Source organism: Pseudomonas sp. Sample_14 (assembly GCF_004307515.1).
Classification (GTDB): Bacteria; Pseudomonadota; Gammaproteobacteria; order Pseudomonadales; family Pseudomonadaceae; genus Aquipseudomonas; species Aquipseudomonas atacamensis.
The window spans coordinates 1-15,783 of record NZ_RCOC01000105.1 but is presented as its reverse complement, the minus strand read 5'-3'; the positions used below and the strand labels follow the sequence as shown (position 1 = coordinate 15,783).

Sequence of the window (15,783 nt, the reverse complement as noted above, 5' to 3'; positions counted from 1 at the left end):
CTGTTCTGCCGTGGCATCGGCCCGTTCCGTTGGGCGGCGCTGTCGGGTGATCCACAGGACATCTACAAAACCGACGCCAAAGTCAAAGAGCTGATCCCCGACGACGCGCATTTGCACAACTGGCTGGACATGGCCCGCGAGCGCATCAGCTTCCAGGGTCTGCCGGCACGTATCTGCTGGGTCGGTCTTGGCCAGCGCGCCAAGCTCGGTCTGGCCTTCAACGAAATGGTCCGTAGCGGTGAGCTGTCGGCACCCGTGGTGATCGGTCGCGACCACCTCGACTCCGGCTCGGTGGCCAGCCCGAACCGCGAAACCGAATCGATGCAGGACGGTTCCGACGCCGTCTCCGATTGGCCGCTGCTCAACGCCCTGCTGAACACCGCGAGTGGCGCGACCTGGGTGTCTTTGCACCACGGCGGCGGTGTCGGCATGGGCTTCTCGCAGCATTCGGGGATGGTGATCGTCTGCGACGGTAGCGACGAAGCCGCCGAGCGCATCGCTCGCGTGCTGCACAACGACCCGGCTACCGGCGTCATGCGCCATGCCGATGCCGGTTACCAGATCGCCATCGACTGCGCGAAAGAGCAGGGGCTGAATCTGCCGATGATCACTGGCGGCAAGTAATACGCTTTTGCTTCATGTGGGAGCGAGCTTGCTCGCGAAGAGGCCGGCACAGTCAACATTCGTGTCGGCAGACAGATTGCTTTCGCGAGCAAGCTCGCTCCCACAGAAAAGCAGCTCCACCGATGCTCAGTGAACCCGAACAGCAATCCACAGAGGTTGAATCATGGCGGTTAACAACGAACGTGCAGGCAGTACCCCGTTGATCGAAAGGCGTTCGATCGACTACATCCCGGAAGCGGAAAGACACGGTCGTCTGTTCAGTCAGTTCACCCTGTGGATGGGCGCCAACCTGCAGATCACCGCGATCGTCACCGGGGCCTTGGCGGTGGTACTTGGCGGTGATGTGTTCTGGTCGTTGATCGGTCTTTTGATCGGCCAACTGCTCGGCGGTGGTGTGATGGCGCTGCATGCCGCGCAGGGACCGAAACTGGGCTTGCCGCAGATGATCTCCAGCCGTGTGCAATTCGGCGTTTATGGCGCAGCGATTCCGATCGTGCTGGTGTGTCTGATGTACCTGGGTTTCACCGCCACCGGGACAGTGCTCTCCGGGCAGGCGCTGGGGCAGCTGTTCAACGTCAGCGACAGCTTTGGCATCCTTATTTTCGCCAGTGTCATCGTGCTGGTCACAGTGCTCGGCTATCGGGTGATCCACTGGATCGGCCGCGTCGCCAGCGTGATTGGCGTGATCGCTTTTGTGTTCCTGTTCTGGCGGCTGATGAGCCAGACCGACGTCGGTGCGCTCCTGCAGATTCGTCATTTCAGCTGGAGCAGTTTCCTGTTGGCGGTGTCGCTGGCGGCGTCCTGGCAGATCGCCTTCGGCCCTTACGTGGCGGACTACTCGCGCTACCTGCCGAGCGCCACTTCATCGGTGAAAACCTTTTTCGCCGCTGGCGCAGGTTCGGTGATCGGCGCCCAGGTGGCGATGATCCTCGGCGTGTTTGCCGCCGCTTCAGCCAACGGTCAATTCGCTGGCCATGAAGTCGCCTACATCGTCGGGCTCGGCGGTACCGGCGCCACTGCCGCGCTGCTGTATTTCAGTATCGCGTTCGGCAAGGTGACCATCTCGACGCTGAACTCTTACGGCAGCTTCATGTGCATCGCCACCATCATCAGTGGCTTCAAAGGGCACCTGACGGTTACCCGCATGCAACGGCTGGTGTTCGTGCTGTTCATCGTCGGCGCGGCAACCCTGATTGCCTTGCTCGGACAGCACTCGTTCCTCGGTGCGTTCAAGTCGTTCATCCTGTTTCTGCTCGCCTTCTTCACCCCGTGGAGCGCGATCAATCTGGTCGACTACTACTGCATCACCCGCGAGCGTTACGACGTGCCGGCGCTGGCCGATCCGAACGGCCGCTACGGCCGCTGGAACCTGCTCGGTATCAGCGTCTACGTGTTCGGCGTGCTTGTGCAGCTGCCGTTCATCTCGACCAAGTTCTACACCGGGCCGCTGGTGGCAGCGCTGGGGGATGTGGACATTTCCTGGATCATCGGCCTGGTTCTCCCGGCCGCCGTCTATTACTTCTGCGCGAATAAATGGCACAGCGCAGTGCCCGATCGCCTGATTCTGCCGGTCGAGCAGAACAGCACCCAACAAGCAAAAACGAGCGGGGCCGGTCGCGCTGCGGCGCAGGCCTGATCTGGACGTGGACCAGGCTGGATGCCTCTTGAACTGCCGTAAGCCCATTCATGATTAGGAGCGTCACGACAATGAAATCGAACAAGACCCTGCTGACCACATTGCTGTCCATGGGCCTGTTGGCCAGTGCCGGTGCGACGCAAGCCGCCGGCTGGTGCGAATCGGGCAAACCGGTGAAATTCGCCGGGCTGAACTGGGAAAGCGGCATGCTCCTGACCGACGTGCTGCAAGTGGTGCTGGAGAAAGGTTACGGCTGCAAGACCGACAGCCTGCCGGGCAATTCCATCACCATGGAAAACGCCCTGAGCAGCAACGATATTCAGGTGTTCGCCGAAGAGTGGGTCGGCCGCAGCGAGGTCTGGAACAAGGCCGAGAAGGCCGGCAAGGTCGTCGGTGTCGGCGCGCCAGTAGTGGGCGCGATCGAGGGCTGGTACGTGCCGCGCTATGTGATCGAAGGCGACGCCAAGCGCAAGCTCGAGGCGAAAGCCCCGGACCTGAAAAACATCGCTGACCTGGGCAACTATTCCGCCGTGTTCAAGGACGCTGAAGAGCCGTCCAAGGGCCGCTTCTATAACTGCCCGGCCGGCTGGACCTGCGAGCTCGACAACAGCGAAATGCTCAAGAGTTATGGCCTGGAAGACAGCTACACCAACTTCCGCCCAGGCACCGGCCCTGCGCTGGATGCGGCGGTGCTGTCGAGCTACAAGCGTGGCGAGCCGATCCTCTTCTACTACTGGTCGCCGACGCCGCTGATGGGCCAGATCGATGCAGTCAAACTGGAAGAGAAACCCGGCGTCGACAAGACCGTCAGCATCAAGGTCGGCCTGTCGAAAACCTTCCACGACGAAGCCCCGGAACTGGTCGCCGTGCTGGAGAAAGTCAACCTGCCTATCGACCTGCTCAATCAGAACCTCGGGCGCATGGCCAAGGAACGCATCGAGTCGGCAAAACTGGCGAAAATCTTCCTCAAGGAACATCCTGAAGTCTGGCACGCATGGGTGAGCGACGACGCAGCCAAGAAAATCGACGCGGCCTTGTAGGTCAGGTTTCCCGGCTGCCAGCACGGCAGCCGGACGCTTGATCGCAACCCCTTGATTGAGAGTCCCTTATGTTTCCCGAAAGCTTTACCTTTTCCATCGCCGACTGGGTCAACGGTTGGGTCGATTCGCTGGTGACCAACTACGGCGACGTGTTCCGGCATATCTCCGACACGCTGCTGTGGGCCATCGTCAGTCTCGAAGGTCTGCTGCGTGCGGCGCCGTGGTGGTTGATGCTGGCAATCGTCGGTGTCATCGCCTGGCACGCCACGCGCAAAGTGGTGACCACCGCCGTGATTGTCGGCTTGCTGTTTCTGGTGGGTGCGGTTGGCCTGTGGGACAAGCTCATGCAAACCCTCGCACTGATGATGGTCGCGACGATCATTTCGGTGCTGATCGGCATCCCGCTGGGGATTCTCTCGGCGCGCAGCAATCGCTTGCGTTCGGTGCTGATGCCGCTGCTCGACATCATGCAGACCATGCCGAGTTTCGTTTACCTGATTCCGGTGTTGATGCTGTTCGGCCTGGGCAAGGTGCCGGCGATTTTCGCCACGGTGATCTACGCCGCGCCACCGCTGATTCGCCTGACCGATCTGGGTATTCGCCAGGTCGACGGTGAAGTGATGGAGGCGATCAACGCCTTCGGCGCCAATCGCTGGCAGCAACTGTTCGGCGTGCAACTGCCGCTGGCGCTGCCGAGCATCATGGCCGGGATCAACCAGACCACGATGATGGCCCTGTCGATGGTGGTGATCGCCTCGATGATCGGCGCCCGTGGCCTCGGTGAAGACGTACTGGTGGGGATTCAGACCCTCAACGTCGGCCGTGGGCTCGAAGCCGGGCTGGCGATCGTGATTCTCGCGGTGGTCATCGACCGCATCACTCAAGCGTACGGCCGGCCACGCCACGAGGTGAGCAAATGAGCAACGCAAGCGTGAGCAAGATCGAAGTGCGCAACGTCTTCAAGATTTTCGGCAACCGCGCCAAGGATGCGCTGGCCATGGTCGGCCAGGGCAAGAGCAAGGATCAGGTGCTCAACGAAACCGGTTGCGTGGTCGGCGTGAACGACTTGTCGCTGAGCATCGGCACCGGCGAAATCTTTGTGATCATGGGCCTGTCCGGCTCGGGCAAATCCACCCTGGTACGGCACTTCAATCGCCTGATCGACCCCACCAGCGGGGCGATTCTGGTCGATGGCGAGGACATCCTGCAGTACGACATGGACGCCCTGCGCGAATTTCGTCGGCACAAGATCAGCATGGTGTTCCAGAGCTTCGGCCTGCTGCCGCACAAGACCGTGCTCGATAACGTCGCCTACGGCCTGAAAGTACGTGGCGAAAGCAAGCAGGTCTGCGCCGAACGCGCGTTGCACTGGATCAACACCGTCGGCCTCAAAGGCTACGAAAACAAATACCCGCACCAGCTCTCCGGTGGCATGCGTCAGCGCGTCGGCCTCGCCCGTGCGTTGGCGGCGGACACCGACATCATCCTCATGGACGAAGCATTCAGTGCGCTGGATCCGCTGATCCGCGCCGAGATGCAGGACCAGTTGCTGGAACTGCAAAAGACCCTGCACAAAACCATCGTCTTCATCACCCACGACCTCGACGAAGCCGTGCGCATCGGCAATCGCATCGCGATTCTCAAGGATGGCCGGTTGATCCAGGTGGGTACGCCAAGAGAGATCCTGCACTCGCCGGCCGATGAGTATGTCGACCGGTTCGTGCAGCGGCGCGCGGCGGTGGTCTGACACTGAGTGGCCGTTGTGGTGAGGGGATTTATCCCCGTTCGGCTGCGAAGCAGTCGTAAAACCGGCCACTGCGGTCTGTCTGACGGATTTGCGGGCATGGTTTGGGGCGGCTTCGCCACCCAACGGGGATAAATCCCCTCACCACAGGGTTACCGGCATCAACAGAATTGGTATGAGGTTAGAGATGTCCCAGGCTGAAAAAATCGTTATCACAGGCAGCCCTCTGCGTTGGCAGGACGTGATCGCCGTCGCCCGGCACGGTGCGCCACTGGAACTGTCCAGCGAAACCTGGGCGCGCATCGATAACGCTCAGGCCATCGTCCAGCGCATCGTCGCCAGCGGCGAGCGCGCCTATGGCGTCAACACCGGTCTGGGCGGTCTGTCCAACGTCTCGCTGCAGGACGAACAGCTCAGCCAACTCTCGCGCAACACCTTGCTCAGCCATGCCTGCGGTGTCGGCCCGGTGCTCAGCGACGAGCAGACCCGCGCAATCATCTGCGCTGCGATCCACAACTACAGCCACGGCAAGTCCGGCCTGCATCGGCGTGTGGTCGAAGGGCTGCTGGCGCTGCTCAATCGCGGCATCACCCCGCAGGTGCCGTCGCAGGGTTCGGTGGGTTACCTGACGCACATGGCGCACATCGGCATCGCGTTGCTCGGCGTTGGCAATGTCAGCTATCGCGGGCAGATCATTTCGGCGCAACAGGCGCTGGCCGAAGAAGGCCTGCAACCTGTGCAGCTCGGCGCGAAGGATGGCTTGTGTCTGGTCAACGGCACGCCGTGCATGACCGGCCTCAGTTGTCTGGCGATTGCCGACGCAACGCGTCTGGTGCAATGGGCCGACGTCATCGGCGCGATGAGTTTCGAAGCCCAGCGCGGCCAGATCGATGCGTTCGATGCCGAGATCATTGCGCTCAAGCCGCATCCGGGCATGCAGCAGGTCGGCAACAACCTGCGCGCCTTGCTCGATGGCAGCGAAGTGATCGCTGCGAGCAAAGGCATTCGCACTCAGGATGCGCTGAGCATTCGTTCGATCCCGCAGGTTCACGGCGCCGCCCGTGATCAACTGGAGCATGCGATCAAACAGGTCGAAGCCGAACTCAACGGCTGCACCGACAACCCGTTACTGCTGGGCACGCCGGACAATTTCCGGGTGATGTCGCAGGCCAACCCGCACGGTCAATCCGTGGCGATGGCGGCGGATCTGCTGGCGATTGCCATGGCCGAAATCGGCTCGATTGCCGAGCGCCGTCTGGACCGTTTGGTCAATCCGCACGTCAGCGGTCTGCCGGCGTTTCTGGTGGCCAATCCCGGGGTCAACTCAGGGATGATGATCGTGCAATACGTCGCCGCCTCGCTGTGTGCGGAAAACCGCCAATTGGCGCAACCGGCGGTGCTCGATAACTACATCACCTCGGGCCTGCAAGAAGATCACCTGAGCATGGGCACCAACGCCGCGCTGAAGCTGCATCGTGCGCTGGAAAACTGCACGCAGATCCTCGCGATTGAATACCTGCTGGCGGCGCAGGCGTTTGAATTCCTCAAGGAACAGCGCTTCGGCGTGGGCACTGACCGCGCGTGGAAACTGCTGCGCGAAACGGTCCCGGCCTACGATCAGGACCGCTGGCTGGCGCCGGATATCGCTGCCGCTGCGACCGTGTTGAAAAACCCGAATCTGCCGCACAACGTCCTACCGAATTTGCACTGACAACTACCCATACCAGCGTGCCAAGGCGTGGATCGTTCACAAGACGAGAAGCGACGGATAACGGAATGCTCCGGAGCGACTGGTAGTTAATAACAATGCCTAACAGGAGCATTTTAATGACTGCGCTGAACCTGATCCCCGGCCAACTGAGCCTGGCCCAACTGCGTGACGTCTACCAGCATCCGGTCACCTTGACTCTCGACAATAGCGCCAGCGCGCAGATCGAGGCCAGCGTCGCCTGCGTCGAGCAGATCCTCGCGGAGAACCGCACCGCCTACGGCATCAACACCGGTTTCGGCCTGCTGGCCTCGACGCGCATCGCCAGTGAAGACCTGGAAAACCTGCAGCGTTCGCTGGTGCTCTCACACGCGGCCGGGGTCGGCCAGCCGATCAGCGATGAGCTGGTGCGACTGATCATGGTGCTCAAGGTCAACAGCCTCAGCCGCGGTTTTTCCGGCATCCGTCGGCAGGTGATCGATGCGCTGATTGCGCTGATCAATGCCGAGGTCTATCCGCACATTCCGCTGAAAGGTTCGGTCGGTGCGTCGGGGGATCTGGCGCCGTTGGCGCACATGTCGCTGGTGCTGCTGGGCGAGGGCAAGGCGCGCTACAAGGGCGAATGGCTTGAAGCCACCGAAGCGCTGAAAGTCGCCGGCCTGGCGCCGCTGACGTTAGCGGCTAAAGAAGGTCTGGCGCTGCTCAACGGTACTCAGGTTTCCACAGCGTTTGCCCTGCGCGGTTTGTTCGAAGGCGAGGATCTGTTTGCCGGTGCAGTGGCGCTGGGCAGTCTTACTGTTGAAGCCGTGCTCGGTTCGCGCTCGCCGTTCGACGCGCGCATTCATGCCGCACGCGGGCAGAAAGGTCAGATCGACGCCGCTGCCGCGTACCGCGATCTGCTCGGTGAGCGCAGCGAAGTCTCCGCCTCGCACCAGAATTGCGACAAGGTCCAGGACCCGTACTCGCTGCGCTGCCAGCCGCAAGTCATGGGCGCCTGCCTGACCCAGTTCCGTCAGGCCGCTGAAGTGCTGGCGGTCGAAGCCAACGCGGTTTCCGACAACCCGCTGGTATTCGCCGCTGAAGGCGACGTGATTTCCGGCGGCAACTTCCACGCCGAACCAGTGGCCATGGCCGCTGACAACATGGCCCTGGCCATCGCTGAAATCGGCTCGCTGAGCGAGCGGCGCATCTCGCTGATGATGGACAAGCATATGTCGCAGCTGCCGCCGTTCCTCGTCGCCAATGGCGGGGTGAACTCCGGTTTCATGATCGCCCAGGTCACCGCTGCGGCGTTGGCCAGCGAAAACAAGGCGCTGTCCCATCCGCATTCGGTGGACAGCCTGCCGACCTCGGCCAACCAGGAAGACCATGTATCGATGGCCCCGGCGGCGGGTAAGCGTCTGTGGGAAATGGCCGAGAACACTCGCGGCATTCTCGCCGTGGAATGGCTGGCGGCGGTGCAGGGCCTGGATCTGCGCAACGGTCTGAAGACCTCGCCGAAGCTGGAACAGGCACGGGCGATTTTGCGCAAGGAAGTGGCGTTTTACGAGAAGGACCGGTTCTTCGCCCCGGACATCAATGCGGCGACCGAGTTGCTGGCTTCGCGGTGTTTGACTGAGCTGGTTCCGGCGAAGCTTCTGCCGAGCCTGTAAGGGACTATTCGCGAGCAGGCTCGCTCCCACAGTTGGAATGCGTTTCCCTGTGGGAGCGAGCCTGCTCGCGAAACGATTTTGAACAAGACGAGGATTTGGGATGAAAACCCTCTGGCAACACTGCCACGTCGCAACCATGGCCAACGGCGCCTATTCGATCATCGAGGATGCCGCGATCGTCACGTCCGGCACGCTGATCGAGTGGATCGGCCCACGCACTCAATTACCGTCCGGCGAATACCCTGCGCTCAATGATTTGCAGGGTGCGTGGGTCACCCCCGGTCTGATCGACTGCCACACCCACACCGTGTTCGGCGGCAACCGCAGCGGCGAGTTCGAGCAGCGTCTGCAAGGCGTCAGCTATGCCGAGATCGCCGCGCAGGGCGGCGGCATCGCCAGCACCGTGCGCGCCACTCGCGAAGCCACTGAGGACGAGCTGTTCGCCAGCGCCGCCAAACGCCTGAAAAGCCTGATGCGCGACGGCGTGACCACGGTGGAAATGAAATCCGGCTACGGTCTCGATCTGGCCAACGAGCGCAAGCTGCTGCGGGTCATCCGGCGCCTGGCCGAAGAGCTGCCGATCAGCGTGCGCAGCACTTGCCTGGCGGCGCACGCGTTGCCGCCGGAGTACAAGGATCGCGCCGACGATTACATCGATCTGGTCTGCGAGCAGATGCTCCCGGCCCTTGCCGCCGAAGGTCTGGTCGATGCCGTGGATGCGTTCTGCGAATACCTGGCGTTTTCGCCGGAGCAGGTCGAGCGGGTGTTCGTCGCCGCGCAACAACTCGGACTGCCGGTAAAGCTGCACGCCGAGCAGTTGTCCTCGCTGCACGGCTCCAGCCTCGCCGCGCGCTACAAAGCCTTGTCCGCCGATCACCTAGAGTTCATGGACGAGGACGATGCCATCGCCATGGCCGCTGCCGACACCGTCGCCGTGCTGCTGCCAGGCGCGTTCTACTTTCTGCGCGAAACCCAATTGCCGCCAATGGACGCGCTGCGCAAGCACAAGGTGAAGATTGCCATCGCCAGCGACCTCAACCCCGGCACCTCGCCAGCGCTGTCGTTGCGTCTGATGCTGAACATGGCCTGCACCTGTTTCCGCATGACCCCGGAAGAAGCTCTGGCCGGAGCGACCATCCATGCCGCGCAGGCGTTGGGCATGGCGCAGACCCATGGCTCGCTGGAGGTTGGCAAGGTCGCCGACTTTGTCGCGTGGGACATCGAGCGTCCGGCGGATCTGGCCTATTGGCTCGGTGGCGATCTGGACAAGCGCGTCGTGCGTCACGGCGTCGAATCGAATCTGTAGGAGAACGGTTGTGGACAAGGTTCTGAGTTTCAAACAAGGCCGCGTGCCGCTGCTGATCAGCATGCCCCATGCGGGTGTGCGTCTGACCCCAACGGTCGAGGCCGGGCTGATCCCCGCTGCGAGAAGCCTGCCGGACACCGACTGGCATATTCCGCTGCTCTACGATTTTGCCGAAGAACTGGGCGCCAGCACCCTGGCGGCTGAGTATTCGCGTTTCGTCATCGACCTCAACCGGCCGTCCGACGACAAGCCGTTGTATGCCGGGGCAACCACCGGGTTGTATCCGGCGACGTTGTTCGACGGTATCCCGTTGTTTCAGCAAGGTCTGGAACCGTCGAAAGAGGAGCGCGCGACTTACCTGGAGCAGATCTGGACGCCGTATCACCGCACCTTGCAGCAAGAACTGACGCGGCTGAAGGCTGAATTCGGCTACGCGCTGTTGTTCGATGCGCACTCGATCCGCTCGATCATCCCGCACCTGTTCGACGGCAAACTGCCGGACTTCAACCTCGGCACCTTCAATGGCGCCAGTTGTGATCCGCAATTGGCCAGTCAACTGGAAGCGATCTGCGCGCAGCACGAGCAGTTCACCCATGTGCTCAACGGTCGCTTCAAGGGCGGACACATCACCCGCCAGTACGGCGACCCGGCGCAGAACATCCATGCCGTGCAACTGGAACTGTGCCAGTCCACCTACATGGAAGAGTTCGAACCGTTCCGCTACCGCGCCGACCTCGCCGAACCGACGCGGGTGGTGCTCAGGGAATTGCTGCAGGGACTGCTCGCTTGGGGTGAAAAACACCACAACGCCTGATGCACCCCTGTCGGAGCTGCCGAAGGCTGCGATCTTTGATCGTTCCCACGCTCTGCGTGGGAATGCAGCCCGTGACGCTCCGCGTCACTGGACGCGGAGCGTCCCAAGAGGCGTTCCCACGCAGAGCGTGGGAACGATCAGGCCCCGGAGCATGCTCATTGACGCAAATCGGGTTTATGATGCCCAACGGCAGAATAATACGAGTCCCCCCAGGGATGACCTCGACCCCTTACGGAGCGCGCAATGCAGACTTTGTTTCCGCAGATCAAACCCCACGCCCGGCACGATCTGGCTGTCGATGACACCCATACGCTGTACGTCGATGAAAGCGGCTCGCCGGAGGGTTTACCGGTCGTATTCATCCACGGTGGCCCCGGCGCCGGCTGTGACGCCCAGAGCCGACGCTATTTCGATCCGAATCTGTATCGCATTGTCACCTTCGACCAGCGCGGCTGCGGTCGCTCCACCCCGCACGCCAGCCTTGAAAACAACACCACCTGGGATCTGGTCGAAGACCTTGAGCGCATCCGCAAACACCTGGGCATTGAAAAATGGGTGCTGTTCGGCGGCTCGTGGGGTTCGACCCTGGCGCTGGCCTACGCGCAAACTCACCCGGAGCGGGTCCATGGTCTGATTCTGCGCGGGATTTTTCTGTGCCGTCCGCAGGAAATCGAATGGTTCTATCAGGCCGGCGCCAGCCGTCTGTTCCCCGATTACTGGCAGGACTACATCGCGCCGATCCCGCTGGACGAGCGCGACGACCTGCTCAACGCTTTCCACAAACGCCTGATCGGCAACGATCAGATCGCCCAGATGCATGCGGCGAAGGCGTGGTCGACCTGGGAAGGGCGCACCGCGACCCTGCGCCCGAACCCGCTGGTGGTCGATCGTTTCTCCGAGCCGCAACGCGCGCTGTCGATTGCGCGGATCGAATGCCACTACTTCACCAACAACGCCTTCCTTGAGCCGAACCAGCTGATTCGCGACATGGGCAAGATCGCTCATCTGCCCGGCGTGATCATTCACGGTCGTTACGACGTGATCTGCCCGCTCGACAACGCCTGGGAATTGCACCAGGCCTGGCCGAACAGCGAATTGCAGGTGATCCGCGACGCCGGCCACGCCGCGTCCGAGCCGGGCATCACCGATGCGCTGGTGCGCGCCGCGAGCAAAATGGCCCAGCGCCTGCTCGACCTGCCGCTCGAAGAAGCATGAAGGCGCTGTTACAACGCGTACGCGGTGCGCGGGTAGAGGTCGCCGGCGAGGTTGTCGGCGCGGTCGATCAAGGTTTGCTGGTGCTGGTGGCGGTAGAACCCGACGACACGCGTACCAGCGCCGACAAACTTCTGCATAAGCTGCTTAACTATCGGGTATTCAGTGACGCCGAGGGCAAGATGAATCTGTCCCTGGCGGATGTGCGTGGCGGGTTGCTGCTGGTCTCTCAGTTCACCCTCGCCGCCGACACCAAAAGCGGTCTGCGTCCGAGCTTTTCCACGGCCGCACCGCCGGCGCTGGGTGAAGAATTGTTCGACTATTTATTGAGTCAGGCGAAACAGGTGCATGGCACTGTGGCATCAGGTAGATTCGGCGCCGATATGCAGGTGCACCTGGTCAACGATGGCCCGGTAACCTTCCTGTTACAGACCTGACAGTGCCTGAAACATGTTTTTCGGCAATTTCGACTGTTTTTAGGCTGTTTTCGCGATAAATACTTTGTTACCCCTGATGCGTTGTCATCCGGGCTACTAGATAATCGCGCGCTGCGGGGATCGACATTCGTTGATCCGTTTTGACTTAGGTAGAGACTTGTCTGGATCCGATTGGGGAATCATTTTGCCCCGGCGGAGTCGGAACAATGCTCGCCAACCTGGCATAAAGATAGCTGGCCGTTGGTTTATTGATCTGTTTTCGGCGAGGGTTGCTCGTGATTGTTAGTCCCTGTAATGCAGCAAAAATGTCTGCCAAACGCCTGCGAAGTGCTCTGGTAGCGGGTTCGGCGCTCCTGTGCCTGCTCAGCGCCGGTCAGCTTTGGGCGTTCAATCTTGACGACGTATCGGCCAAGGCCAAAGAGCTGGCCGGGCAGAAGTTCGAAGCCCCGCGCAGCAACCTGCCGAACGAATTCCGCGAAATGAAGTTCGCGGACTACCAGAAGATCCGCTTCCTCACCGAAAAGGCTGAGTGGGCCGATCAGAAGACGCCGTTCAAGCTCTCCTTCTATCACCAGGGTATGCACTTCGATACACCGGTGAAAATCAACGAAATCACCACCAATACCGTCTCGGAGATCAAATACGATCCGAGCCGCTTCGATTTCGGCGACCTGAAATTCGATCCGAAAGCCACCGAACAACTGGGCTATGCCGGTTTCCGTGTGCTGTACCCGATCAACAAGGCCGACAAGCAAGACGAGATCATGACCATGCTCGGCGCGAGTTACTTCCGCGTCGTCGGCAAGGGCCACACCTATGGTCTGTCGGCCCGTGGTCTGGCGATCGATACCGCGCTGCCGTCGGGTGAAGAATTCCCGCGTTTCCGCGAGTTCTGGATTCAGCAGCCCAAGCCGGGCGACAAGCACCTGGTGATCTTCGCTCTGCTCGACTCGCCGCGTGCCACTGGTGCCTACCGCCTGATCCTGCGTCCGGGCAGCGACACCATCGTCGACGTCAAGGCGCAGATGTTCCTGCGTGACAAGGTTGGCAAACTGGGTATCGCGCCGCTGACCAGCATGTTCCTGTTCGGCGCCAACCAGCCGTCGAAAGTGCTCAACTACCGTCGTGAACTGCACGACTCCAGCGGTCTGTCGATCCATGCCGGCAACGGTGAGTGGATCTGGCGCCCACTGAACAACCCGAAACATCTGGCCGTGAGCAACTTCAGCGTCGAGAATCCGCGTGGTTTCGGTCTGCTGCAGCGTGGCCGTGACTTCAGCCACTACGAAGACCTCGACGACCGCTACGACAAGCGCCCGAGTGCCTGGATCGAGCCGAAGGGCGAGTGGGGCAAGGGCACTGTCGATCTGGTAGAGATTCCGACCGCTGACGAAACCAACGACAACATCGTTGCGTTCTGGAGCCCGGAAAAAATGCCGGAGCCAGGCCAGCCGCTGGACTTCGCCTACCGTATGCACTGGACCATGGACGAAGCAGCACTCCACGCGCCGGACAGCGCCTGGGTGGCACAGACCCTGCGTTCGACCGGTGACGTCAAACAATCGAACCTGATCCGTCAGCCCGATGGCAGCGTGGCCTATCTGGTCGACTTCGAAGGTCCATCGCTGGCGGCCCTGACGCCGGATGCCGACGTGCGCAGTCAGGTCAGCGTCGGTGACAACGCCGAACTGGTCGAGAACAGCGTGCGCTACAACCCGGAAACCAAGGGCTGGCGCCTGACCCTGCGGATGAAGATCAAGGATCCGAGCAAAGCGACCGAAATGCGTGCCGCCCTGGTTCAGCCAGTGGTCACCGCAGATCTGGGCAAATCGGTGCCGGCGTCCAATTCGTCGGTCGCCAAGGCTGACAAGGTTGCCGCCAAGCAACAGGAAAAACTCGACAAGGAAGCCAAGGCCGCCGAAGCCAAACAGGCTGAAGCCAAGCCTGCAGCCGACGCCAAGGACAAGGCCAACAAAGACGCCAAGCAGCCAGTCGCTGCCGACGCGGTCCCAGCCACACCGGAATCGGCGCCGACTGAAGAAGTCCTGACCGAGACCTGGAGCTATCAGTTGCCTGCCGATGAGTAATTCACCAGTACAGCCAGAGACTCTGTCCGAGTATCTGGCGCATCTGCCGATGACCGACGAGCAACGCGCGGAACTCGCGGGTTGCCAGTCGTTCAGCGAGCTGCATGAACGCCTGTCGTCCTCGACATTCGACGCCCCTGCCGAAGCCGCCCAGGCTTCGGTGGGCAAGCGTCTGACCCTGAGCACTGCCGAAGAACTGGCTGAAGCGGAAATGCTGATGCTCGACGCCAGTGGTCGGGTCAGCCTCAAGGCGACCCCGCCGATCCGCCGCACCAAGGTCGTGCCGGAGCCATGGCGCACCAATATCCTGGTGCGTGGCTGGCGCCGTCTGACCGGGCGCACCAACCCGCCGCAGCCGCCGAAGGACGCCAATGTCCTGCCGGCCGCGCGCTGGCGCACCGTCGGTTCGATCCGCCGCTACATTCTGTTGCTGCTGATGCTCGGCCAGACCATCGTTGCCGGCTGGTACATGAAAGGCATCATGCCGTACCAGGGCTGGTCGTTCGTCGATCTGGAAGAAGTCCTGCATCAGCCGCTGCTGCAAACCGCCACGCAAGTGCTGCCGTACGCGCTGCAAACCAGCATCCTGATTCTGTTCGGTATTCTGTTCTGCTGGGTCTCGGCGGGTTTCTGGACCGCGCTGATGGGCTTCCTCGAGTTGCTCACCGGCCACGATAAATACCGTATCTCCGGGAAAAGCGCCGGTAACGAGCCGATTCCTAAAGATGCGCGTACTGCGCTGGTAATGCCGATCTGCAACGAAGACGTGCCGCGCGTATTCGCCGGTCTGCGTGCGACGTTCGAATCGGTAGCGGCCACCGGTGATCTGGATCGCTTCGACTTTTTCGTCCTCAGCGACAGTAACGACACCGATATCTGCGTCGCCGAGCAACAGGCCTGGCTGGATGTCTGCCGCGAGGCCAAGGGCTTCGGCAAGATCTTCTATCGCCGTCGTCGCCGTCGTGTGAAACGCAAGAGCGGCAACCTCGACGACTTCTGCCGTCGTTGGGGCGGTGACTACAAGTACATGGTCGTGCTCGACGCCGACTCGGTGATGAGCGGCGAGTGCCTGACCAGTCTGGTGCGCCTGATGGAAGCCACGCCGGACGCCGGGATCATCCAGACCGCGCCACGTGCGTCGGGCATGGACACCCTGTATGCGCGGATGCAGCAGTTTGCGACCCGCGTGTACGGCCCGCTGTTTACCGCCGGTTTGCACTTCTGGCAGTTGGGTGAATCCCACTACTGGGGTCACAACGCGATCATCCGCATGAAGCCGTTCATCGACCACTGCGCTCTGGCGCCGTTGCCGGGCAAGGGCGCGTTCTCCGGTGCGATCCTGTCCCACGACTTCGTCGAAGCTGCGCTGATGCGCCGTGCCGGTTGGGGCGTGTGGATTGCCTACGACCTGCCGGGCAGTTACGAAGAGTTGCCGCCGAACCTGCTCGATGAGCTCAAGCGTGATCGCCGCTGGTGCCACGGCAACCTGATGAACTTCCGCCTGTTCCTGGTCAAGGGCATGC

12 protein-coding genes and 1 pseudogene are annotated in these 15,783 nt (G+C 61.6%); all 13 read left to right on the top strand.

What is annotated here, in order from left to right; translation table 11 throughout:
* Positions 1–624 (top strand): annotated as a pseudogene (locus D8U61_RS27340) (urocanate hydratase); the annotation flags it as partial.
* A 163-nt stretch (positions 625–787) separates the two neighbouring features.
* Entirely contained in the window at positions 788–2,260 is a 1,473-nt protein-coding gene (locus tag D8U61_RS27330) for a cytosine permease (protein WP_130928036.1), read from the top strand.
* 71 nt (positions 2,261–2,331) lie between these two features.
* The gene (locus D8U61_RS27325) at positions 2,332–3,300 is read left to right on the top strand and encodes an ABC transporter substrate-binding protein (protein WP_130928035.1); all 969 of its coding nucleotides are present in this window, start codon (positions 2,332–2,334) and stop codon (positions 3,298–3,300) included.
* A 68-nt stretch (positions 3,301–3,368) separates the two neighbouring features.
* Positions 3,369–4,220 carry a proline/glycine betaine ABC transporter permease gene (locus D8U61_RS27320; RefSeq protein ID WP_016772087.1) on the top strand — a complete coding sequence of 284 codons (852 nt, stop codon included), beginning with the start codon at positions 3,369–3,371 and terminating at the stop codon, positions 4,218–4,220.
* Complete coding sequence (locus tag D8U61_RS27315) at positions 4,217–5,047, top strand: glycine betaine/L-proline ABC transporter ATP-binding protein (protein ID WP_016772086.1); 831 nt, start codon at positions 4,217–4,219, stop codon at positions 5,045–5,047. Before D8U61_RS27320 ends, D8U61_RS27315 begins: the two co-directional genes overlap by 4 nt.
* 184 nt (positions 5,048–5,231) lie before the next feature.
* The gene (hutH, locus tag D8U61_RS27310; RefSeq protein WP_130887640.1) at positions 5,232–6,755 is read left to right on the top strand and encodes a histidine ammonia-lyase; all 1,524 of its coding nucleotides are present in this window, start codon (positions 5,232–5,234) and stop codon (positions 6,753–6,755) included.
* A gap of 116 nt (positions 6,756–6,871) precedes the next feature.
* On the top strand, positions 6,872–8,404 hold the full coding sequence (gene hutH / locus D8U61_RS27305) for a histidine ammonia-lyase (RefSeq protein ID WP_130928034.1): 1,533 nt from the start codon (positions 6,872–6,874) through the stop codon (positions 8,402–8,404).
* A gap of 100 nt (positions 8,405–8,504) precedes the next feature.
* Positions 8,505–9,710: an imidazolonepropionase gene (gene hutI / locus D8U61_RS27300; protein ID WP_130928033.1), complete on the top strand. Its 1,206-nt coding sequence runs from the start codon at positions 8,505–8,507 to the stop codon at positions 9,708–9,710.
* 10 nt (positions 9,711–9,720) lie between these two features.
* Positions 9,721–10,524, top strand: a complete 804-nt coding sequence (hutG, locus tag D8U61_RS27295; RefSeq protein ID WP_110602561.1) for an N-formylglutamate deformylase — start codon at positions 9,721–9,723, stop codon at positions 10,522–10,524.
* Between the two features lie 243 nt (positions 10,525–10,767).
* On the top strand, positions 10,768–11,739 hold the full coding sequence (gene pip / locus D8U61_RS27290; protein WP_024011249.1) for a prolyl aminopeptidase: 972 nt from the start codon (positions 10,768–10,770) through the stop codon (positions 11,737–11,739).
* On the top strand, positions 11,736–12,173 hold the full coding sequence (dtd, locus tag D8U61_RS27285) for a D-aminoacyl-tRNA deacylase (protein ID WP_016772080.1): 438 nt from the start codon (positions 11,736–11,738) through the stop codon (positions 12,171–12,173). The genes pip and dtd overlap by 4 nt, the downstream gene beginning before the upstream one ends.
* Positions 12,174–12,478: 305 nt before the next feature.
* Positions 12,479–14,260: a glucan biosynthesis protein G gene (locus D8U61_RS27280; RefSeq protein WP_177433377.1), complete on the top strand. Its 1,782-nt coding sequence runs from the start codon at positions 12,479–12,481 to the stop codon at positions 14,258–14,260.
* Positions 14,253–15,783 (top strand): glucans biosynthesis glucosyltransferase MdoH (mdoH, locus tag D8U61_RS27275; protein ID WP_130928032.1); only part of this gene is annotated, 1,531 nt, incomplete at its 3' end. The genes D8U61_RS27280 and mdoH, both read left to right, overlap by 8 nt.

Bases quoted from the DNA above. Each gene is read 5' to 3' on its own strand.
- D8U61_RS27330 (WP_130928036.1), top strand. From the start codon at position 788: ATGGCGGTTAACAACGAACGTGCAGGCAGTACCCCGTTGATCGAAAGG.
- D8U61_RS27325 (WP_130928035.1), top strand. From the start codon at position 2,332: ATGAAATCGAACAAGACCCTGCTGACCACATTGCTGTCCATGGGCCTG.
- D8U61_RS27320 (WP_016772087.1), top strand. From the start codon at position 3,369: ATGTTTCCCGAAAGCTTTACCTTTTCCATCGCCGACTGGGTCAACGGT.
- D8U61_RS27315 (WP_016772086.1), top strand. From the start codon at position 4,217: ATGAGCAACGCAAGCGTGAGCAAGATCGAAGTGCGCAACGTCTTCAAG.
- hutH (WP_130887640.1), top strand. From the start codon at position 5,232: ATGTCCCAGGCTGAAAAAATCGTTATCACAGGCAGCCCTCTGCGTTGG.
- hutH (WP_130928034.1), top strand. From the start codon at position 6,872: ATGACTGCGCTGAACCTGATCCCCGGCCAACTGAGCCTGGCCCAACTG.
- hutI (WP_130928033.1), top strand. From the start codon at position 8,505: ATGAAAACCCTCTGGCAACACTGCCACGTCGCAACCATGGCCAACGGC.
- pip (WP_024011249.1), top strand. From the start codon at position 10,768: ATGCAGACTTTGTTTCCGCAGATCAAACCCCACGCCCGGCACGATCTG.
- dtd (WP_016772080.1), top strand. From the start codon at position 11,736: ATGAAGGCGCTGTTACAACGCGTACGCGGTGCGCGGGTAGAGGTCGCC.
- D8U61_RS27280 (WP_177433377.1), top strand. From the start codon at position 12,479: ATGTCTGCCAAACGCCTGCGAAGTGCTCTGGTAGCGGGTTCGGCGCTC.